This window comes from Planktothrix serta PCC 8927, assembly GCF_900010725.2.
GTDB classification, from domain to species: domain Bacteria; phylum Cyanobacteriota; class Cyanobacteriia; order Cyanobacteriales; family Microcoleaceae; genus Planktothrix; species Planktothrix serta.
In genome coordinates this window covers 136,186-157,727 of the sequence record NZ_LR734865.1, presented here as the reverse complement: position 1 = coordinate 157,727, position 21,542 = coordinate 136,186, and the positions used below count along the sequence as shown (strand labels likewise).

Annotated in this window: 22 protein-coding genes; 15 read left to right on the top strand and 7 right to left on the bottom strand. The window is 38.6% G+C overall.

Going from position 1 to position 21,542, the window contains the following annotated elements:
• Positions 1-124 precede the first annotated feature (124 nt).
• From dacB to wecB, 6 genes are all read left to right on the top strand, one after another.
• Positions 125-1,543: a D-alanyl-D-alanine carboxypeptidase/D-alanyl-D-alanine endopeptidase gene (gene dacB / locus PL8927_RS09905; protein WP_083620628.1), complete on the top strand. Its 1,419-nt coding sequence runs from the start codon at positions 125-127 to the stop codon at positions 1,541-1,543.
• A 199-nt stretch (positions 1,544-1,742) separates the two neighbouring features.
• Positions 1,743-2,597, top strand: coding sequence for a formyltetrahydrofolate deformylase (gene purU / locus PL8927_RS09900; RefSeq protein ID WP_083620625.1), 855 nt, complete (start codon positions 1,743-1,745; stop codon positions 2,595-2,597).
• A 20-nt stretch (positions 2,598-2,617) separates the two neighbouring features.
• Positions 2,618-3,163: a hypothetical protein gene (locus PL8927_RS09895; RefSeq protein WP_083620622.1), complete on the top strand. Its 546-nt coding sequence runs from the start codon at positions 2,618-2,620 to the stop codon at positions 3,161-3,163.
• Positions 3,160-4,248: a M28 family peptidase gene (locus PL8927_RS09890; protein ID WP_083620619.1), complete on the top strand. Its 1,089-nt coding sequence runs from the start codon at positions 3,160-3,162 to the stop codon at positions 4,246-4,248. Before PL8927_RS09895 ends, PL8927_RS09890 begins: the two co-directional genes overlap by 4 nt.
• Positions 4,249-4,395: 147 nt before the next feature.
• Positions 4,396-6,219, top strand: coding sequence for an ABC-ATPase domain-containing protein (locus PL8927_RS09885; RefSeq protein WP_083620616.1), 1,824 nt, complete (start codon positions 4,396-4,398; stop codon positions 6,217-6,219).
• 146 nt (positions 6,220-6,365) lie between these two features.
• Positions 6,366-7,475 carry a non-hydrolyzing UDP-N-acetylglucosamine 2-epimerase gene (wecB, locus tag PL8927_RS09880; protein WP_083620613.1) on the top strand — a complete coding sequence of 370 codons (1,110 nt, stop codon included), beginning with the start codon at positions 6,366-6,368 and terminating at the stop codon, positions 7,473-7,475.
• Between the two features lie 187 nt (positions 7,476-7,662).
• Here the strand turns inward: wecB and PL8927_RS09875 are convergent, their stop codons facing one another.
• Entirely contained in the window at positions 7,663-8,001 is a 339-nt protein-coding gene (locus tag PL8927_RS09875) for a cupin domain-containing protein (RefSeq protein ID WP_083620935.1), read from the bottom strand.
• A gap of 46 nt (positions 8,002-8,047) precedes the next feature.
• On the bottom strand, positions 8,048-8,548 hold the full coding sequence (locus tag PL8927_RS09870) for an SLOG cluster 4 domain-containing protein (protein WP_083620934.1): 501 nt from the start codon (positions 8,546-8,548) through the stop codon (positions 8,048-8,050).
• Positions 8,549-8,637: 89 nt separating this feature from the next.
• On the opposite strand from PL8927_RS09870, the gene PL8927_RS09865 reads away from it, so the two are divergent.
• Positions 8,638-9,600, top strand: coding sequence for a DUF389 domain-containing protein (locus PL8927_RS09865; RefSeq protein ID WP_197047370.1), 963 nt, complete (start codon positions 8,638-8,640; stop codon positions 9,598-9,600).
• A gap of 27 nt (positions 9,601-9,627) precedes the next feature.
• Here PL8927_RS09865 and PL8927_RS09860 read toward each other — a convergent pair whose 3' ends face one another.
• Positions 9,628-11,574, bottom strand: a complete 1,947-nt coding sequence (locus PL8927_RS09860; RefSeq protein ID WP_083620610.1) for a hypothetical protein — start codon at positions 11,572-11,574, stop codon at positions 9,628-9,630.
• 210 nt (positions 11,575-11,784) lie between these two features.
• On the opposite strand from PL8927_RS09860, the gene PL8927_RS09855 reads away from it, so the two are divergent.
• Positions 11,785-13,455, top strand: a complete 1,671-nt coding sequence (locus tag PL8927_RS09855; protein ID WP_083620608.1) for a SpoIIE family protein phosphatase — start codon at positions 11,785-11,787, stop codon at positions 13,453-13,455.
• On the top strand, positions 13,445-13,876 hold the full coding sequence (locus PL8927_RS09850; RefSeq protein WP_083620605.1) for an ATP-binding protein: 432 nt from the start codon (positions 13,445-13,447) through the stop codon (positions 13,874-13,876). The genes PL8927_RS09855 and PL8927_RS09850 overlap by 11 nt, the downstream gene beginning before the upstream one ends.
• A 270-nt stretch (positions 13,877-14,146) precedes the next feature.
• On the opposite strand, the gene PL8927_RS09845 is transcribed toward PL8927_RS09850, so the two are convergent.
• On the bottom strand, positions 14,147-16,216 hold the full coding sequence (locus PL8927_RS09845) for a thioredoxin domain-containing protein (RefSeq protein ID WP_083620599.1): 2,070 nt from the start codon (positions 16,214-16,216) through the stop codon (positions 14,147-14,149).
• Positions 16,217-16,380: 164 nt separating this feature from the next.
• Here PL8927_RS09845 and PL8927_RS09840 point away from each other — a divergent pair, with 164 nt between their 5' ends.
• Complete coding sequence (locus PL8927_RS09840; RefSeq protein ID WP_083620596.1) at positions 16,381-17,946, top strand: PQQ-binding-like beta-propeller repeat protein; 1,566 nt, start codon at positions 16,381-16,383, stop codon at positions 17,944-17,946.
• Between the two features lie 112 nt (positions 17,947-18,058).
• On the opposite strand, the gene PL8927_RS09835 is transcribed toward PL8927_RS09840, so the two are convergent.
• On the bottom strand, positions 18,059-18,469 hold the full coding sequence (locus PL8927_RS09835; protein WP_083620593.1) for a type II toxin-antitoxin system VapC family toxin: 411 nt from the start codon (positions 18,467-18,469) through the stop codon (positions 18,059-18,061).
• Between the two features lie 2 nt (positions 18,470-18,471).
• Positions 18,472-18,702, bottom strand: coding sequence for a prevent-host-death family protein (locus tag PL8927_RS09830; protein WP_083620590.1), 231 nt, complete (start codon positions 18,700-18,702; stop codon positions 18,472-18,474).
• A gap of 51 nt (positions 18,703-18,753) precedes the next feature.
• On the opposite strand from PL8927_RS09830, the gene PL8927_RS09825 reads away from it, so the two are divergent.
• The 5 genes from PL8927_RS09825 to PL8927_RS09805 all read left to right on the top strand — a co-directional run bounded on the left by PL8927_RS09825 (position 18,754) and on the right by PL8927_RS09805 (position 20,593).
• On the top strand, positions 18,754-18,891 hold the full coding sequence (locus PL8927_RS09825) for a hypothetical protein (RefSeq protein ID WP_156093151.1): 138 nt from the start codon (positions 18,754-18,756) through the stop codon (positions 18,889-18,891).
• A gap of 339 nt (positions 18,892-19,230) precedes the next feature.
• Positions 19,231-19,455 carry a hypothetical protein gene (locus PL8927_RS09820; protein WP_083620587.1) on the top strand — a complete coding sequence of 75 codons (225 nt, stop codon included), beginning with the start codon at positions 19,231-19,233 and terminating at the stop codon, positions 19,453-19,455.
• Positions 19,452-19,733, top strand: coding sequence for a type II toxin-antitoxin system RelE/ParE family toxin (locus tag PL8927_RS09815; RefSeq protein ID WP_083620584.1), 282 nt, complete (start codon positions 19,452-19,454; stop codon positions 19,731-19,733). Before PL8927_RS09820 ends, PL8927_RS09815 begins: the two co-directional genes overlap by 4 nt.
• 71 nt (positions 19,734-19,804) lie before the next feature.
• Positions 19,805-19,975 (top strand): cytochrome P450, encoded by a 171-nt coding sequence (locus tag PL8927_RS09810; RefSeq protein ID WP_156093150.1) that lies wholly within the window; start codon positions 19,805-19,807, stop codon positions 19,973-19,975.
• A 60-nt stretch (positions 19,976-20,035) separates the two neighbouring features.
• Complete coding sequence (locus PL8927_RS09805; protein WP_083620581.1) at positions 20,036-20,593, top strand: Uma2 family endonuclease; 558 nt, start codon at positions 20,036-20,038, stop codon at positions 20,591-20,593.
• Between the two features lie 19 nt (positions 20,594-20,612).
• Here PL8927_RS09805 and PL8927_RS09800 read toward each other — a convergent pair whose 3' ends face one another.
• Complete coding sequence (locus PL8927_RS09800) at positions 20,613-21,542, bottom strand: 2-hydroxyacid dehydrogenase (protein ID WP_083620578.1); 930 nt, start codon at positions 21,540-21,542, stop codon at positions 20,613-20,615.

Below are 21,542 nucleotides of genomic sequence, written 5' to 3'. Positions count from 1 at the left end.
AATAAAAACTGTTATCAATCTTAAATATCTCCTTCATATCTTCCTTTGTGTCTTCGTGCCTTTGTGGTAAAATCTATAGTAAAAAAAAACGATTTTCAAAAACCTCTAAATTAAAAAAATGATCATGAAAAAAATTGTATTCAGTTGTTTAATATCCCTATTCACAATATCCCAACCCGTTTGGGGTCAAACTAAAAAAATCTGTCCAACGGAATTAGAACCTGCGATTAATACGATTGTAAATCGTCCGCAATTTCAACAGTCTCGCTGGGGAATTTTAATCGAAACCTTAACTTCAGGTACAACCCTTTATAATCGAGATAGTCAATATTATTTTATTCCTGCTTCAACGGTTAAACTGTTAACAACCGCCACCGCTTTACAAAAATTAGGCGCGAATTTTAGAATTAGAACCTCTGTTTATGGGGATAATCAAGGGAATGTTTATATTGTTGGGAGAGGCGACCCTAGTTTAACTGAAACTCAACTTAAAGATTTAGCACAACAGTTAAAAAATAGAGGAATAAATCAGATTAATCAATTAATTGCTGTCGATGGTTATTTTACAGGTTCACCCATACAACAAAGTTGGCAATGGGAAGACATACAAGCAGGTTATGGCGCACCGATTAATAGTTTAATATTAAATCAAAATTCCTTAGATTTAATTCTGTCTCCCCAAGCTGTCGGACAACCTTTAAAAGTAACTTGGGTACGTCCAGAACAAGCAACAGGATGGACAGTAGAGAATCAAACAAAAACTGTTAGCAAAAATCAACCGGAATTTGTAGATATTGGGCGAGATTTAAGCAAACCTATTATTCGAGTTTCAGGACAATTAAGAGTCGGTGCTGAACCTGAACCCGTTTATGCGGCTGTTGTGGAACCTACAGATAATTTTATCCAAGCATTTAAGCAGGTTTTAATTAATTCTGGAATTCAAGTTTTACAAACCTCAATTGCTGCTAATTTTTCCTATCCTCCAGAAGAATTAGCGTTTGTAGAATCTCCGACTTTAGCCGAATTAATTAAAACGCTGAATTTAGAAAGTAATAATGTTTATGCTGAATCTATTTTAAGAACATTAGGGGTACAGAATTCCCGTTCTGATAGTGTAGAATCAGGATTAAAAGAAATTAAATTAATTTTAACTCGATTAGGTGTTAATCCCAATAGTTATCAATTAGTCGATGGTTCAGGACTTTCTCAAAATAACTTAGTTAGTCCTTTAACTTTAGTCCAAACCTTAAGAATGATGGCAGGTTCTCCCCTGGGAGAATTATATCGGAATTCCCTCCCAGTTGCGGGAATCAGTGGTACGTTAAAAGGACGGTTTCGAGACACTTCTGCGGTCGGAATTGTACAAGCTAAAACGGGAACTTTAACCGGAGTTTCATCCTTGGCGGGTTATATTTTTTCCCCAGATTATCAACCCTTAGTATTTAGTATTATCATTAACCAAACTAACTTATCCACTCAACAACTCAGAGAAGCTATTGATGAAATTGTACTATTATTAACTCAGTTAAAATCTTGTCCTTGAATCTTGTTGTTATATAGCAATCTGTGTAGAATTTGTGATCAAAACCCGTAGGGGTGGCGTCCCTCCCAACCCTTTTTGCACCTGGGTTGGGAGGGACGCCACCCCTACACGGATTGTTATATTTTAATCAGGAGGTGCTAAAGCACAACAACAGATTTTTGATATAATTTTGAGGAGATTTAATTAATCAGAGTTGAGAATGAATCTACCCACAGCGACTTTATTAGTATCCTGTCCCGACCAAAAAGGATTAGTTGCTAAAATTGCTAATTTTATTTACTCCAATGGCGGAAATATTATTCATGCCGATCAACATACGGATTTTAGTGCTAACATTTTTTTAACCCGAATTGAATGGCAATTAGAAGGATTTAATTTACCCCGTGATGTGATTGCGCCTGCTTTTAGTGCCATTGCTAAACCCTTAAATGCTAATTGGCAACTGCGTTTTTCTGATACCATTCCTCGGTTATCCATTTGGGTGACAAAACAAGATCATTGTTTATTAGATTTATTGTGGCGATGGCAAGCTAAAGAACTAATAGCAGAAATTCCCTTAATGATTAGTAATCATTTAACATTAAAACCCCTTGCTGATCAATTTGGGATTGATTTTTATCATTTACCGATAAGCGCAGACAATAAATTAGAACAAGAAACCCAACAATTAGAACTCTTGAAAAAATATCAAATTGATTTAGTTGTTCTCGCTAAATATATGCAGATTTTAACTCCTGGAATTATCGATAATTTTTCGCAAATTATCAATATTCATCATTCATTTCTCCCAGCTTTTGCAGGTGCAAATCCCTATCAACGAGCCCATGAACGAGGAGTTAAAATTATTGGTGCAACGGCTCATTATGTCACGGCAGATTTAGACGAGGGGCCAATTATTGAACAGGATGTTGTGCGGGTCAGTCATCGGGACACCGTAGCAGATTTAATTAGAAAAGGCAAAGATTTAGAACGATTGGTTTTAGCGAGAGCCGTTCGTTTACACTTACAAAATCGCGTGTTAATCTATGGAAATCGCACTGTTGTTTTTGCTTAAACACTTAAAAGGGTTATAAAATGAGCCAAATTTTACAAGATTTACAAACAGAATGGCAGACTATTCAAGATCAAGTTGATGCCGTTAAAAGTGAATATAATGCGTTACGAAATAAACGTTCTAACCATCATGTTACTGTTTTATTTTCCTCCGATTCTTCCCTAGAATCCTTGGCAATGTTACAACAACAAGCTGAGGCAGAAGCCAATCGCTGGTCATTTGATTTACAACAACTCGATCAAGAAATTCAAGCCACTCGGATTAAATTAAGACAAATTCGTGCTAAACTAGCCGTTAAGCAAGCCCAAATTTATCGAGCGCAAGCTCAACAGAATTGGATTCAACTTAAACAACACCATGAACGCATTAATCAATTAGCTACTACTTTAGAAGCAGAAATTTTAGCCTTCTCTAAAACTGCCGAAAATTTTCAACCTCTTTCTGAAGAATGGCTTCCTAAACCTCCCCAATTATTAGAATTAGAAATGACTAATATTCCTTATATTAAGGCAGAGGAGAAAAAATTTAAGCTCGTGGGTAAACCCATTAATTTCAATCTGGAATGAAGGCAAAAAAGTGGATTAAAATTTTTCTGTGTATTGGGATGACGATGGGGATAATCATCGGATGTTATGATGTATTTTCCCCCCGTAAAATTGATTCAATTCCTTTACATTCTCCAATTCAAGTTACACCTTCACCATCTCCATCTGTTTCTGGGATCTCTCCTCAACTTAATACAATTGACCCTGATCAATTGTGGAGTCATGTTCAAGCATTAGTAGGAGAACGATATCAGAATTCTGATCGAAAAAGGGTGCGAAATTATTTAATTCAGCAATTAGAATTACTCAAGCTTTCTCCTAGTTTACAACCCTTTGAACAAGGGATTAATATTGTTACTAAACGTCTAGGAACTGATCCCAAAGCCGGATCAATTTTATTAGCGGCTCATTATGATACTGTTTTGAATTCTCCGGGTGCTGATGATAACGCCTCTGGGGTCGCTGTAATTTTAGAAATAGCTCGTTTATTGGTTCAAAAACCAACCCCTCGCAGCTTAGAAATCGTCTTTTTTGATCAAGAAGAATTAGGACTTTTAGGAAGTTTTGCCTTTACAGGACAGCCGGAAAATTTAAAGAATTTGCAAGCCGCAATTATATTAGATATGGTGGGTTATGCTTGCCATACTCCCGGCTGTCAAACCTATCCCCCCGGACTAACCGTAACTCCTGTTTTAGAAGCCGCAGGAATTGAATTTCCAGATCGGGGAGAATTTTTAACGGTAGTAGGAGAAGTTCAAAATTTACCCCTATTAAAAATCTTTCAAACGGTAGATAAATCCCTCAGAAATATAGGTTCTGATTCTATCAAAATTCCTCCTTTGGTTGCCCTTCCTATTCCCTTAAAAGGCTTATTAACACCGGATGTTTTACGCAGTGATCATGCTCCCTTTTGGTATCAAGGAATTCCGGCGGTTTTAATCACCGATACCGCTAATTTGCGATCGCCTCATTATCATCAACCGAGTGATACTCTTTCTAATATAGAGCCTAAATTTTTTGAAGGATCAGCCCAGATCATTTATAATGTAATCACTGAACTCCTGAATAGTCAAACTCCATTTATTCTTCCCCCTTCTTCATCCTAAACCAATCAATTGAGGATTTTTATCTAAACGGCTTTATTCTTCCCTGATGATCCTGTAAACTTTAAAATGAAGATTGGAGGGAAATGAACACCTATAAATAATACCTTTGATTTCTGACCGAGAATTGATTGAATTGAGATTCTAACAATGAATACTAAAGAAAAACTACAACGGCTATTATTAGATCTCGATAATCGAGGTTATAAAGCTTATAAAGATATTTTAGGGACTTATGAATTCCCCAATTTTACCTTAATTATTGATTACGTTCAAGGCGATCCTTTTGCAGCACCGAGTAAATTTCGGGTTCATATTCCCTCTAATATAGCCGGATTTCCCTCGGAATTATACCGTACTCAAAGCCGTGAAATTGCCCTAAGAGATTACCTAATTCGTGAATTTGACCAGACTGCAAGAGAGATTAGTAGCCCTAGAGGAACGGGCAAAAGTGGGATGATTGCAGTGACAAAAATGGGTCAGGAAATCTTAGAACGAACATCGGCTTCATTAATTACAATAACTCCCCCTTCTCCTAAACCCATTATTGTTGAAAACCAAGCCTTACAACGCGCTCGTCCAACACTTTCAACCCCAGAAAAAGGCATTGAAATTCGCTTTTTTGTCGGACTTCCAGCACGGGGACGGAATATTTTAGGTCGTCAAGCCGCGATGATGATTTGTGATGATATTCCGGCAATTGTAGACCGAGCTTTACGATATCAAAATTTGGATGGGGAAACCATTAAACGTCACGTTGAAATCGCTGAAGATGCGGATTATTTACGAGAACAATTAGCCGAAAAAGATTTAGTTGCTTTTATTGCAAACGGCGCAATTTTACCCCGTCGGAGTGGTGTTGATAGCCGTCCTTTAGCAGACAATGTGATTGCATTTCAATCTCCAAAATCCTTAGAAGTCGAGTTTAATTGTCCCAACCAAGGTACAATTAAAGGTATGGGAATTACCAAAGGAATTACATTAATTGTAGGAGGCGGTTATCATGGAAAATCGACGTTATTAAAGGCAATTGAATTAGGAGTTTATAATCATATTCCGGGGGATGGTCGGGAATTTGTGATTACCAATCCATCGGCGGTCAAAATTCGGGCTGAGGATGGTCGCAGTGTTGCAGGAGTTGATATTTCTGCGTTTATTAATCAACTCCCTCAAGGTCGTTCAACTAGAGAATTTTCTACGGAAAATGCCAGTGGAAGTACCTCCCAAGCTGCTAATATTATGGAGGCATTAGAGGCATTAGTTTTAGCCAAAAAACCGGAATCTTCCTCTATTCCTGCGGTGTTATTAGTGGATGAAGATACGGCGGCAACAAACTTTATGATCCGCGATCGCCGAATGCAAGAATTAATTGCCAAAGATCAAGAACCTATTACCCCTTTTATTGATAAAGTGCAACAACTTTATACCGATTATTCTGTGTCTACAATTTTAGTGATGGGAGGAAGTGGCGACTATTTTGATGTCGCTAATACTATAATTGCAATGGAGAACTTTCAGGCGCTAGAATTAACCGCAAAAGCCAAAGAAATCGCCCGTCAATATAGCACAGGTCGCACCTTAGAAGGGGGTAAAACATTTGGGATGATTCGCCCTCGAATTCCGATTTCTGAAAGCTTAGATCCCAGTCGTGGACGTTGGGATGTGCGGATTAAAGTTCGAGATCTGGATGAGGTGTTATTTGGAACAGAAGATATTGATGTTTCTGCGGTAGAACAAATTGTTTCTAAAGATCAATTACGAGCGATCGCTGCCGCAATGGTTTATGCTAAACAAAACTATATTGATGGAGAGAAAACTTTACCTCAAATTTTAGATGTCGTTATGCAGGATATTTCCACAAAAGGGTTAGATATAATTACCCCATTTCCCCAGGGAGATTTAGCAATATTCAGACGGTTTGAATTAGCTGCGGCGATTAACAGAATTAGAACGTTAGAAGTGAAACAATTTTAAATTGATCCCCCCGCCTTAAGAAGGGGGGGATCACAGAGTTAAAATCCCCACAAGGGGAAATCAAACCATCAAAGTCCCCCTTTTTAAGGGGGATTTAGGGGGATCTAATAACCCGTTTAATCATTGATTTTTTATTTTTAATAATTATGTCAAATCTAAAGATTCGAGTCAGTGTTGTTTTTGGAACTCGCCCCGAAGCGATTAAATTAGCGCCTGTAATTCAACAGTTAAAACAAAACCCAGGGTTTGAAATACAGGTGATTTTAACAGGTCAACATCGAGAAATGGTTTCCCAGGTGATGACATTATTTAATTTAACGGCCGATCACGATTTAAACATTATGCAACCGCAACAAACCTTAACTAATATTACCTGCGGAAGTTTACAAGGATTAGAAGATTTATTTAAACAATTAAATCCCCATTTAATATTAGTTCAAGGGGATACAACAACGGCTTTTGCTGCCAGTTTAGCCGCATTTTATCAAAAAATTCCAGTGGGTCACGTTGAAGCTGGATTACGCACCAATGATGTGTTTAATCCCTATCCTGAAGAAGCAAATCGGCGGTTAATTTCTCAGTTAACGCAATTGCATTTTGCCCCCACCATTCAAGCGGTTCAAAACCTAAAAAATTCTGGAGTTTTAGGAGAAATTCATCACACCGGAAATACAGTGATTGATGCGTTATTATCCGTTGCTCAACAACAACCTAAACTGCATATTTCCGAATTACAAAATAGTCCCTATCGGTTAATTTTAGCAACGGTTCATCGGCGGGAAAATTGGGGCGAACCGCTTCAGGGAATAGCAGAGGGATTCTTACAAATTCTGAATGAATTTCCCGATACAGCTTTATTGTTACCTCTCCATCGAAATCCAACGGTCAGAGAACCTTTAACCGAAAGATTAGGAAATCATCCCAGAGTCTTTTTAACAGAACCTTTGGATTATACCGAATTAGTGGCGGCGATTGATTGTTGTTATTTTGTATTAACAGATTCGGGAGGATTACAAGAGGAAGCACCGAGTTTAGGAAAACCTGTTTTAGTGTTAAGAACAACTACAGAACGTCCTGAAGCAGTGGAAGCAGGAACCGCTAAATTAGTAGGAACAGAAGCGGCGGATATTTTTACAGAGGCGAGTGTATTATTAAAGAATGAAACCGCCTATCAAAATATGGCAAATGCGATTAATCCCTTTGGGGATGGTCACGCTTCCGAACGGATTATTAATATTATTCAAGGGTATTTTTAGGGTTGAAAATAGTGACAAGGGGGAGATATTGAAATTGGAAGGCGGAAAAAAATTGAAACTTTAGTGATCTTTCTTCCTTTCTTAGTGTCTTAGTGTCTTTGTGGTTCTTTCAAAAATCAGAGTTTTTAGGCTTAAGTTAACACTAATGGGTGATATTAACTATTTGAAGACAGCCCTGAAGGGCTTACTACGGGGTGCGTAAGCCAAAATAAGTTAGGATTAAATTTGTATTTCCTGTATTGGTGACTTCGTGAACTTCCCCAGGTTCTACTGCTATACAAACCCCTGGTTTTAATTCATAATCAACGCCATTAATCGCAATATTTCCTAAACCCGATTCTACAAAAAATACTTCACACATATCAGCATGGGAATGACCACCCGCCACTTGTCCGGGGGCAAAACAGGCTTGAGAAAAATTTGTTAAATGGGGTAAATCTCCTAAACTCAACATCACCTTTTTTTTAATCGCTGGATTATGGGAAACTTCCTGTTCTGGAATTTGGTTTAAATCTGTTATTTTCATAGAATTAAAGATAAAATTCATTTTAATTTTACCAAATTAATGTTATTTAGTCAATTAATTTAGCTAAACAATTTTTAACAGTTTGAATAGCACTTTCAGGAGAATCTACAATAAAAACCAGTTCTGGAGCTAGAGATTTAAAAAAACTTTGGCTTTCTAAGTTTTGATTTAATAAAATAACGGGCTTATTTTGTTTAATCGCTAAGGCAATTTCTGAAGCGGTTCCGGCTCCGATTCCACAAGCAATCACAACATCGGAAGATAATATATTAATCACATTTCTAGCTTGACCTAAATTCGTAAAAATTGCAATATCAACGGCTTCAGACATTCCTTGATTATCAGCATTGGGTAAAATTCCTAAAGTTAAACCCTTAGCTGCTTTTGCTCCTTGATTAGCCGCTTCCATCACGCCACTATTTCGACCTCCTGTTAATAAGACCCATCCTGATTGAGCAATGAATTGGCCTAATTGATACCCATAATCAACATCCAGGGAAGTTGCTCCTTCTCCTGGCCCCATAATGCCAATGATGATTTTTTTCATAACTAATATGATAAGATGCCAGACATCTATTAATTTAGAGCGATAGGTCATCGCTGATTTCTAAACCTTGAGAAATCTTAAGATTTGTTATGAAAACTAAACTAAAGTTGAAAAAAGTATCCGGGGATGCCTTAATCCAAATGCGGCAGGATTTAATGGCGGAGTCCAGAGCCAGTTTTAACTACATCATTTTGGTGATAACGGCTTGTTTAATTGCGACATTTGGATTACTCAGTAATAGTACAGCCGTGATTATTGGAGCTATGTTAGTCGCTCCGATTATGTTACCGTTGCGAGGTTTAGCCTTTGGGATTTTAGAAAATGATCAAGAATTATCTCGGTGTGGTGTTATCTCGATTGTTGTGGGAACAATAGTGGCGCTGGTCTTATCAATTACTTTAGGAAAAATGGTTGGAATTGAAGATTTTGGTTCAGAAGTTTTAGCGAGAACTGAACCCAATTTAATAGATTTAGGAATCGCTGTTGTAGCTGGAGGATTAAGCGGTTTTACTAAAGTTGAAAAGGGAATTAGTGACGCCGTAGCTGGAACGGCAATTGCAGTGGCGTTAATGCCTCCTTTATGTGTCATTGGGTTAACGTTATCTCAAGGTTTTTATGATTTAAGTTATGGCGCAACATTGCTTTATTTAACCAATTTAATTGGCATCGCCTTAGCTTGTATGATTGTTTTTGTTTTGGCAGGTTATTCCCAACTCAAAAGAGAATTTGCCATTACACTGATTGTGGCTTTTGTTTTAGCTATTCCTTTAGGGATTAGTTTTTTACAGTTCGTAACTCAACTGCGGTTACAAACGGATTTAAGAAATATTTTTCAAGATAAAACCTTAACGGGACAACGAGTAGATTTACAAGATACTTATATTAATTGGAAACAAAATCCTCCCAAAGCTTTTTTAAAAGTTCGTGCTACTGAACCCGTGACCCCCAGACAAGTGCGTTTAGTTCAAGATTTTATTAATCAAAAAATGAGACAGAATTTTACGTTAGTTTTCTTAGTTGAAGAAGTTGAACAAGTAGAAGCAGAAAAGTAATCAGTTATCAGTCATCACATCTGTAATTTACTTTTGTTTCCCCACCTCCCAAATTGGCCCCATGAGGGTTCCTCGCAGTCGCCAGGAAGGTTGTTGAGGAACTTTAACCTCTAGTTGGCCACTATAAAGCTGTTCTTGAATATAAGGACTGTCTAAAACGGGCCAATTTTCTAAAACTCGTTTTTCTCCATTAATGACCGCATCTCCGATCGCCCCATTTTTTTGATAAGTTAGGGTTAAGCGATCGCCTGCTAAACTTTTATAACTTAATTTTCCTTGATTTTTCCAATCTTGAGCTTGTATTTCGGTTTGATCTAAAGCGGTTTTCAACTGTTGAAAATTAGGATAATCATCAACCGCAGCAACATCAGTGATCCAAGCGGTTTGATTTCCCTCGGCGGCTAAAGCTTGTAAATTCGGTTGTTTCTCAGAAATTGAAGATTTTAACTCAATTTTATCCCCCCAAGGTCGAGCCACTAACCAAATATTATGAATTTTCCAAATATACCAATTATTATAGCGTTGAGGTTGACCATAATCTTGAGGTAAAACCAGATGAGAAGCAGCAGGAACTCCCGCTTTTAAATCGGTTTGATTTAATCTTAATTGAAAGATTACAGCCCCCCGTTTTTGGACTAATTGATCTCCTGGACTGCGACCTGTGGCTTGAAGACCATGATAGGTTCCTCCTAAACTAATCACGGCGTTTTGTTGACCCTTTGGATCTCGCACCACTAATTTATAAGTTGCATATTGAGCGCGAATAGTTCCTTTGACTTGATAGACTCTGGCGGGTTCTAATAGGGTTCCTAAACTATAGTTTTTTGTGATATAGAATGTTTCCCAGAGACGGTTACTTTCGTGATAACTATAATATGCCGGATGGCTGGCTCTAGCTTCAAAAGGCAGGGGAATTTCTTTACGAGCGATCGCGGTTAAAATTTCAGGAGGACGATAGGAACTTAAGGCCGCAGGTAAAGCTAACTGAGCATATTTTTCATCCATTTTTTCTGCTAATTCCGGTTGATTTCCCCACCATAACCAAGCAACAGCCGTTAATCCATTATTCCAAGTATTGCGATCAAATCCTCGACTTTCTGCCCCGCCTGCGGTTCCCCAACTCAGGCGTAATGCCATATTAACGGCATACCAATCTAATAAGCCTTTGGCTAATTCTCGTAATTTTTGATCTTGAGAAAAATCATATAGATTTAATAACCCACTAATACTATACCCATAATAAATAGAAGAATGAAACTCGCCCTGACCAATGGTTAAAAACTTATTTAATTCTGAACGTAACCACGCTTCATTGGTGGCTGCACTGGCTGGATCACCGACAGGAAAACCACTAGCATTCATTAACGCTAAACCCGATGCACGCTGCATAAAGGTATGGTTTTCTGTTCCGCCTTCTGTCCATTCTAAAACCCTCGGTGATTCTAGTTGACGACGATAGGCAAGTTTGACATCTAAAGGCATACTATCTTTAAATAAAAAGAAGATTCGTACATCTAAAGGAGCCCGAAAATGATAGAGATCCGGCTGATCTTGATCCAGTTTTAATAAAACATCCCAACTGTGTTGAGAATCATATTTTTTCCCGTCGGGTTGATTTTGGAGACTTAATCGTGCTAAAATAATAGGGAGTAAATATTTATGAGGATCACCGAGTTTAATTTGTCGCCACCAAGCCTCTTTTTCATCTAAATTAAGGGCTGCTAATTTTTTCTGAATGGCTAAACTTCTGGCTTGAAATGCTATTTCCTCGGAAGAATTGACCTTAAGAGGTTGTGGGATAATCAAGTTTTTTGGGGGGACGGAATTAAGAGCAAAATCTTCTAGCAATAGGTTAGGAATCTGCGTCTCTAAATCAGGCTTTTGGGATTGAGAGTTAACGGAATGGGAACGACAGCCCGAAGCAAAAATGAATATAGCTGTTAACCCGATCAGAATTTTAAAAAGGGTGTTCATGACTTTTTTAATAATTGTAGTGGTGTGCGATCGCTTCCTTTCTATTCTGTCCCCCACCGCCGACATCCCACCCCCCTAACGAAAAAAATAGCTCAATCCCCGATACGGCAAGAATTCAGCATTTTTTCAGGAATGCCAGACTTAACCTAAGATGATAGAGGCGGTAAGATGGGAAATACCTGATCTATTCATCTGGGAGTAGGGAATCGCATGAGTCGGGGAGATGGTCGAAAGCTGAAACTCATGGTCGTCGATGACGAACCAGACAACTTAGATTTGTTGTTTCGGACATTTCGCCGGGATTTCCAAGTGTTCAAGGCCGACAGCGCCCTCAAAGCTCTGCAAATTCTCGACGACGAGGGTGAAATGGCGGTGATTATTTCCGATCAACGGATGCCAGAAATGAACGGAACCGAATTTCTCGGCAAAACCGTTGAACGTTTCCCTGACACCATTCGGATTCTGTTAACCGGATATACGGATGTTGAAGACCTAGTGGAAGCGATTAACTCTGGTCAAGTTTTCAAATACATCACCAAACCTTGGAATCCTGAAGAACTCAAGTCTGTAATTCAACAGGCGTCTGAAACTTACAAATTCTTCAAACAACGAACAAATGCTCTGCGGCGCGCTCTGCGTCGGGAATCTCTGTATAACGATGTGGTCAGCGCCCTGCGAGAGTCCCTAGACTACTCCAGTATGCTACAAACCATTGTTCGCACCTTGGGAGAAACCTTCGATGCGACGGGCTGTTGTATTCGTTCTGTCGAAGAAGGAAGACTTTCACTGCAAATCTTTTCTTATGGGGGAGACGCGGAGAATGTCCAAACCTGGCTATCTCAGCTTGAAACTTCTATGCAAGCGGTGCTAGAAAGTCGGGAAACTCAAATTCAACAAGGGCCAAATCATCCCGATAACGGGACTGAAATTATTTTACCCCTGACCTATCAGCATGATTTACTGGCTGTTTTGGCTCTTTATCAAGACAACAGTATTTCTTCTTGGTCAGAGGATGATATTCAACTGTTGGAAGTTGTTTCCGAACAAGCTTCTTTAGCGCTATCTCAAGCCAAACTCTATCAACGGACAGTAGAGTTAGCTGAACAGATGCGAAATGAACTCAAAGTCGCCAGTCAAATTCAAAACAATCTCCTGCGTCAAAGTTGGCCAGAGTTTGATACCTTTCGGGTACAAGCCTGTTGTCATCCGGCGCGAGAAGTGGGGGGGGATTTCTTTGAAGTCTTTATTCATCCCCAAGGGGATATTTGGGTAGGCTTAGGGGATGTCTCTGGTAAAGGGGTTCCAGCGGCCCTATTTATGGCGAGCGCGATTTCGGTGATGCGTCGGGAACTGTCCGTGGAAACGTCTCCTGAACCGGATCAGGTGATGCAAAACCTCAATCAGATTTTGTCTGATGATTTAGTCAGTAATAATCACTTTATTACAATGGTTTTGGCTCGTTACACTCCCTCTACGGGACATCTAGCCTATGCCAATGCTGGACATATTTATCCGATGGTCTGGGCAAATTACCCTCATCCATCCCTAACCCTTGAACCCACGTTTCTCAAGACTCGTGGCATTCCCTTGGGAATTCTTCCCGTCTGGAAAGGCAAAGGAGACAGTCTCACCCTCAATCCTGGGGATATCTTCTTAGTAACCAGTGATGGTATTACTGAAGCTACAGTGGTGCACGAAGCAACCGATGGCAGTCCCGCCATTCGCTCGATGTTGCAACAGGAGGGACTTTGGAAGTTACTCCAACAACAGGAACAGCTAAATTTAGATGGTTTATTATCGGCTATCCGAGAACATAATCCCGTTCAGGAAGATGATCAAACTATACTCTCTCTGGAGGTTTTGTTGACTGATGAAAACTGAGCTTCAAGTGCCAAGCGATATTAGGTTTTTAACAATTGTTGAAAACTGGTTATTGAGCAGTTTGGAAGTCGAACTAGGAGATCATGTGGATTGGCCCCGTCAGTCAAATCGGTTCCGCCTCGTCCTCGCAGAAGCTTACTCCAACGTCATTCGTCATGCTCACCGCGATCAACCCCATCTTCCTGTGATGGTTCGTTTGGAATTAAAGGATCGAGATATTTCTTTAGAAATTTGGGATCACGGTACAGGCTATGAGGTGGATAATTACCATCCTCCTAAGCCTGAAGATAAACAAGAAAGTGGTTATGGTTGGTTAATTATGAATCGATTAATGGATCGGGTAGATTATTGTTTACAAATTGAGGGCCGTAATTGTTTAAAATTAGAAGCTAGTTTACCTGAAAAAGTAACAAAATCTTAAAATGTTTGACGGTTTAAGGAATAGGGAATAGGGAATAGGGAATAGGCAATGGTCAAGAATATTGCTGTGCGAAGTACAATTGCTTTTTGCCTTTTGCCTTTTGCCTTTTGCCTCTTGCCTCTTGCCCACTGATTACTGATGACCGACAAGAATTTAATATGAAATCCCTTAATGTTTGCTACAAATCCCCCCCTGTAGAGACTAGCCATGCTTAGTCTCTAGGGGTTAGAGGGAATCATCTGTAGCATCTATAATGGGATTTCATATAAGTTAAGAACGAGTTTGACTCGCTTGCAATTGTTGTAACATTTCTTCGGGATTTTTGGCAGGTTGATTACATTTTAATCCCTGACAAACTAAGCCGATAATATCAGGGGAAAGCGTGTTATCAACTTTAAAAATAGTAGCGGGGAAATACTGTACACTCAACCCTAAAATTTGTTCGGGAGAAGTTCTAACGAGGGTATTATTTCGATACCAATCTAACGCAGTAAATAAACTCGGACAAGCTTGGGGAGATTTTTGCATCACCGAACTAAAGGCGGTTAACCCTTGTTCAGCTAAATCTAAAAATTCCAGATTTTCTGTTAATAAAAACAGACGGACTAAATTAGCAAGAGCCACCCCATTCGCCGCCGGAGTTGCATTATCAATATAACTCCGTTCTCGAATTAATAAATCTTCTCCGGTGTCTTTGGCCGTATTAAAATATCCTCCGAGTTCCACACTCCAGAGTAAATTATCAAATTCTTCTTGAACTTTTTTCGCCTGTTCTAACCAATAATCAGGCTGTACTAAAGCGGGGGTTACTGTTAAACTGGCTTGATGTAAATCAATTAACGCTTTAATCAATAACGCATAATCTTCAGATTGAGCTACAACGTCCGGTTGTCCTTCATAATTGACTCGATGTAAACGTCCTTCTACCCATTGATGATTGAGAATAAATTGAGCCGCTTTTGTGGCTAATTCTAAATATTCAACTTCCCCAAAAACTTTGGCAGCTTTGGCTAAACCTGAAATCATTAAACTATTCCAAGCTACAATCATTTTAACATCAGTAACTGGGGGAATTCTGCCTAACCAGTCGTGAGTTTTTGCCTCTTGATTATTCCGGGCGGGAGGAAAGAGTTTCACCGCTTCTGGCAATTCCCCATACCGGATTTGAAATAGTTTTTCTAAAGCAGATTCAATGGTATTACTTAACTCCTCTGCATTCCACCGTTGCAAGACATTTTTGCCTTCAAAGTTCCCCGATTTGGTAATCGTAAATTGTTCTTGCAAAGCTGCATATTCTTCTGGCGTTAAAGCTTGTTCCAGTGTACTATTATTCCAGACATAAAATGCTCCTTCTTCGGGTTCTAACTCCTCTGGAGAAGTAAAATTATCGGCATCTTGGGACGCATAAAAATAACCTTCTGGGGCGGTCATTTCCCGTTTTAACCATTCAAAACTTCCCTGAATTGACCGTTTAAAAGCAGGTTTTTGAATCCCCGCACTCCATAAATCCGCTAAATATTCAACAATTTGCCCATTATCATAGAGCATTTTTTCAAAGTGGGGAACTGTCCAAGTCGGGTCAACGGTATAGCGATGAAATCCTCCCGCAACGTGATCATAAATTCCCCCTAAAGCTAAGTCTAAACCCCGTTGAGTACAAGCTTGTTTCGCATCATATTCAGACTCAAGATTAAACCGAATTCTTCGCAATGCCATGTCAGCATAAGGAATCATCGGAAACCTTGGCCCCCCATATTCATTGCGAGTAATTACCCCGGTATTCGCTTCTAATCCTTTTTGTAATAAATCTTCTGTTAATTCAGACTCCGGTAAAATTGTCGCTTGTTGCAAATGCGTCATAATTTCATCTTTAAACGCTTGCAATTTGGTCTTTTCTAAGTCATAAAATCGACGAATTGATTGTAAAACTTCTAAAAATCCGGGTCTTCCATAACGGGGCTCTAAGGGAAAGTAAGTTCCACCATAAAAGGGGATTTTTTCATCGGGACTTAAGAATATATTTAACGGCCATCCTCCTTGACCTGTCATCATTTGTAAAGCCTGCATATAAATACTATCAATTTCTGGTCGTTCTTCTCGATCAACTTTAATCGGTAAGAAATTTTGATTCATATATTGAGCAATTCCAGGGTCAGAAAATGCCTCTCCTTCCATGACCGTACACCAATGACAACTGGAATAACCAATAGAAAGAAATATGGGTTTATTTTCCAAACGAGCTTTTTCTAACGCTTCATCACACCAGGGCCACCAATCAATCGGGTTTTCTGCGTGTTTCCGAAGATAGAGACTTTTGGACTCAGAAAGACGATTAACCATTAGGGATACCTGAAGATGTTTTTAGACTCAATCGATTTTAGTTTAACATTTTGATTCGGTTCTGGGTATGGATTTTTTGATTAGCAATTTATGGTTTAATATGTAGAGACGTTGCATCCAACATCTCTACGGGGATTATTTCTTAGATTCTGGGTTTTGAAATTATGGTTTCTCGACGACAGTTTAATCAACTCGCTGCTTATTTTTCCCTGGGTTCGCTTGTTCCTTCGGCTGTTTCTCAATTATTTAATTATAACGCAACTGAAACAGAAATTCAACAGGAATTTAAAACATTATTATCCATTTTAGATCCAGAAACTGAGTTATTAATCCCGACTTATTTAGGGAATGATCAACGGCGTTTTTATGGTCGAGGTGTTCCTAAAAACTTGAAACAAATTCATAAGTTTCCGTTAGGAACAGGAGTTACTTATGTGGGACGCACCCGTAAAGTTTGGAGTGGTGCCGGGTGGACAGGACAACCCACTATTACGCGCGATCGCGGCAAAACTTATATTATTATAGGAGCATTCGACTATTATTTAAGAAAAATAGAATTAGAGACTCAGAAGGAAATTTGGAGATATAAATTTGATGATGTCATTAAAGGAACATCGAGTATTTATATTGATGAAACAGCAACAGATGAGAACAGAATTGTTGTTTTACAAGGAAGTCGGAGCAGTCTGTCAAAAGGAGGATTAGCCACCAGTTTTCGGGCAATTTCCTTTAGGACAGGAAAAGAACTCTGGAAGTTAAATTTACGGTCTACCCCAAGTTATAGTCGAGATAATGATAGTTCGCCTTTATATTTAGGAGATGGAGTTATTTTTAATGCGGGAGAAAATGCCATCGGTTATTTTCTCAATAGTTCAGTTAAAACAGCCGAAAAAAAATCAGGATTTTTACAACCGCAAATTTTATCAGAAGTCAAACTTTATCAGGATGGAGATAGTAGCCGACATGGGGGAAATTTAGTGAGTGAATCTTCTCCTTCTCGGTTAGAAAACCGAATTTTTATGGCATCGGGTTCGGGACATATTTATGGAATTGATTTAAAAACTAGAAAAATTATTTGGGATTTTTATACGGGTTCTGATATTGATGGTTCGGCGGTTATTTCTCAAGAAGGGAAGTTATTTTGTGCGATTGAAAAACAATATATTCCGGGAAATGGAGGCGTTCTTAAACTTAATCCTAACCGCGAACCTAAAGAGAGTGTGGAATGGTTTTTCCCCACCAAAAATCAACGGTTTAATACCTGGGAAGGCGGTATAATTGGTTCTGTAGCCTTAAATGATGAATATAATCCCGATGGATTTCCAGCTATCTTTGCCACCAATGCGATTGATGGGTATTTATATATTGGATCTCAAATGATAACTACCGGAAAAACCGTAACCGGGCCATTAGGAAAGGGAGAATATAAAACCCCTTTAATATTAGTACAGGAAAAAATCGGAGCCTCGATTTCAACGCCTATTTTTACCGATGGTTATAAATTAGTAACGGCGGGATATAATGGAGTTTATTTATTTAATTTATATTGGGAAGAAGCCAGAGCAAATCAAAGTAATGCGATTCCCAACCAACGGGGGGAATATTATCGGTTAAGAGTCGAACAAACGGGACGATTTAAACCGGAAGTTTCCTTCGAGTCAACTCCTATAGTTTGGAATGGTCAGGTGATGATTTGTGGACGGGATGGGGGATTATATACGTTAGGGTGAATTTTATCCCTAGAAGTATTTAAAGCCTATAAGCCAGCGAGCGAGGACGCTCGCACTGCGGCGGTTTAACAATTTTAGAATAGGAAATAAGGAATAGGAACTTTTGGGCTTTTTAATCAGGGTTGAGCCAGTTTTCTACTTTCAAATTAGGAACACGGGAAAATTCACGGACATTGTTTGTAACTATGGTTAGATGTAATGTCAAAGCATGGGCAGCAATTAATAAATCATTACTTCCAATGGGAGTTCCTTGCTGTTCTAAATAAGTACGAATTTCTGCATAATATTGCTCTACAGGATGAGTTAGAGGCAGTATTTCAATACTATCCAAGATAGTTTGCAGTTTTTCTATAAGCTTTTGAGAGTTCTTTTTTTGGGCTCCAAACTTTGATTCACAGGCTACGATAATACTTGTACAAACTTGATCTTCTCCGACCTCTTGAATTTTATAAAATATCACTCCTCTGGGGTTTTTAATTAATTCGGAGATGATATTTGTATCTAATAAGTATAAATAATTCATTTTTAGAATTCGATATCATCTAAGGGTAATAATCCTTCGTCCACGTCTGCAAAGTCTTCATCTAAGGGTTCAAGGGTAGAAAGGGTTTGTAGGAGGGATTTTTTCTGGACTGGGGAAATAATAGCGAAGGGGATACCGTCTTGGATGATGGTGAGGGTTTCGCCTGTTTTTTTTGCTTGGTTAATTAGAGTTTGGAGGGTTTCAGGAAGTTCAGCAAGGGTAATTTGTGTCATGGTAGTTTCTAGGGTTAGGGAAGATCAACTTGGCTTACATCTATTTTACCTGTGACGGCGGTACGATATTCTTGTGAACTACCCACACTTACTCGTAGAGAACTGTGGGCTTTCAGTGATGGGTATTTATATATTGGTTCTCAAATGATGATTTGTGGACGGGATGGGGGATTATATACATTAGGTTAAAACTATCAGAAACCCGGTTTCTCTACTTACAGATAGGTGCTCAGAAACCGGGTTTCTAATGTTATCTCTCGGTTAAGATCAAAAGTTGACTGAAGAAACCCGGTTTCTCTTTACAACCGTAAAATTAGAGTGTGGCAACCTGTTAATTTGAGGTAGAGCCTCAAAGTTAGCATTGTAATGCAGAACATTGGAACAAGGAGAAATTGGCATTTTTATGGGAGTTTATGTGGTATTTTTTAGGAAAATAATCTTGATTATTATGAGTGTACAATCCATTTAGACTTGCTATATCTTCCTCAAAATGTTATAATTAAACTAGCAATTTTTATATGATTAGTTATGTCCGAAGGATTACAAACCTCAAGGCTTCAACAAGCATTAGATAAAGTAGAAGCACTCTCAATTGAGGAACAAAACCTCATCGTTGAAATCTTAGTTAAGCGCCTACAGAGAAACCGTCGAGAACAACTACTCCAAGAAATTCAAGAAGTTCGACAGGAAGTGGCAGAAGGCTTGATTACAGTGGGTTCTGTAGATGATTTTCTTCGGGAGTTAGAGACTTGAGAAAAATTGCTTGGACTCCCAAATCTCTAAGAGCTTACAAACGATTAATTCGTCAAAATCCACAGTTGCGAGTTGCTATTGAAGAAACTCTCCGTCAACTGGCTACTGATCCTTTTCATCCTACTCTAAAAACGCATAAACTATCTGGTGAGTTTGATGGGATTTGGTCAGCTTCAATTGACTATCGTTATCGTATTTTGTTCGAGTTTACTGTTATCAATGACCCTGAAAATATTATCTTACTGTTGAACCTCGGAAACCATGATGATGTCTACTAAACAAGAACTTACGCAACAAGTCAAAGAAACCGGGTTTCTCGTTTGCATCGGGTTCTAGTCCGTTAGAAGCCATCAAGGAGACTGTGATTGAGGGGATTACTATTCCTAAAGGAACGAAAGTCTATTGGTCAATGCTCGGTGCGGGAAGGGATGCTGAAACCTATCCTCAACCTGAGCAATTTCTTCCTCAACTGCCATTACGATTTCAATCCAGAGAAGTTGTACCCAGTCTTTTAAAGTGATAGTAAGATGTTAACAGCTTTTCTGTTTCCAACTATTAAACTTATTTGAGCAATCAACTGATGGTAACAATCAAAACTCAACTTACTCTCGATGAATTTCTGACCCTTCCTGAAACCGACTTAAATTATGAATTGATTAATGGAGAAGCAATTCCCAAAATGGCCCCCAAACGTTTTCATTCTCGAATCAGAGGAACTCTATGTACCCTGTTAACTCAATGGTGTCAAAATCGAGGAGAAATCGGGATAGAATGGGCGGTTATTCTCAAAAAAAATAATCGAGATTGGGTTCCAATTCCTGATTTACTTTATATTTCCTATAGTCGTCTACCTTTAGACCGATTTATTGATGAAGCTTGTCCTGTTCCCCCTGAATTAGTAATAGAAATTATATCGCCGGATCAAACCTTTGGCCAAATGAGTGAAAAAGCGATTGATTATCTCAATGCTGGAGTATTGAGGGTTTGGGTTATTGACCCTAAAGCTAAAACCATTACTATTTTTTATCCTGATGCACCTCCTCAAACAAAACGAGATGAAGCAATTTTAACGGATAATTTATTAGAAGGATTACAACTCACGCCTCTGCAAGTTTTTCAACAAGCTGGGATTATTTGAAATTATTGTATCTAGTCAATTAATATCCTCTGGATACATTAATAGTATTATTTAAAGGTAATCCCTCTTGACTCTTTTGCAGGGCTTCAATAATTTGGGGAGCCACACAAGCCGGAATTGTTTTAGCCGCAATATGAGGAGTTATAATAACTTTTGAATGAACCCAAAATGGATGATTTTTCGGTAAGGGTTCATTCTGAAAAACATCTAAACACGCTCCCGAAAGTTGACCGGATGTTAACGCAGTTAATAAATCTTCTTCAACTAAATGTTTCCCTCTGGCGACATTAATTAAATAAGCGCCTGGAGGTAACGCCGCAAAGGTGTTTTGATTTAAAATCCCTTCGGTTTCTGGTGTTAACGGTAACAAACAAACTAAAACCGAACATTCACTTAAAAATAAATTAAATTCTTCCTTTCCTGAAAAACAATTAATATTATCTAATCTTTTAGGAGTTCGACTCCAACCTCGAACCGAAAACCCGATCAATTTAAGTTTTTGAGCAATATCTAAACCCAGAACTCCTAACCCTAAAATTCCAACGGTACAATTTGCTATATTTCTAGGAGGTAAACCTTGCCATAACTGTTGATTTTGCTGAATTTGATAGGCGATAAATTGACGATGAAACTGCAAAATCGCTAATAAGATATATTCGGACATTTGGGCGGTTAAAGACTCATCTACTAATCGCACAATTGGAATATTAGGCGGTAAATTCGGATCTCGTAAAATATGATCAACACCCGCTCCCGTTGAGATAATTATTTTTAAATTGGGGAATTTTTCAATCACTCCCAAGGGGTGCATCCAAACTAAAACGGCATCAATTTCTAATAAATTATCAAAATTAGGGTAAACTTCAATTTTTAACTCCGGTTGATCAGTTTTTAGAGCAGAAATCCAAATTTCAGGATTTTCAAATTCTCCTAATAATAATAATGTCAT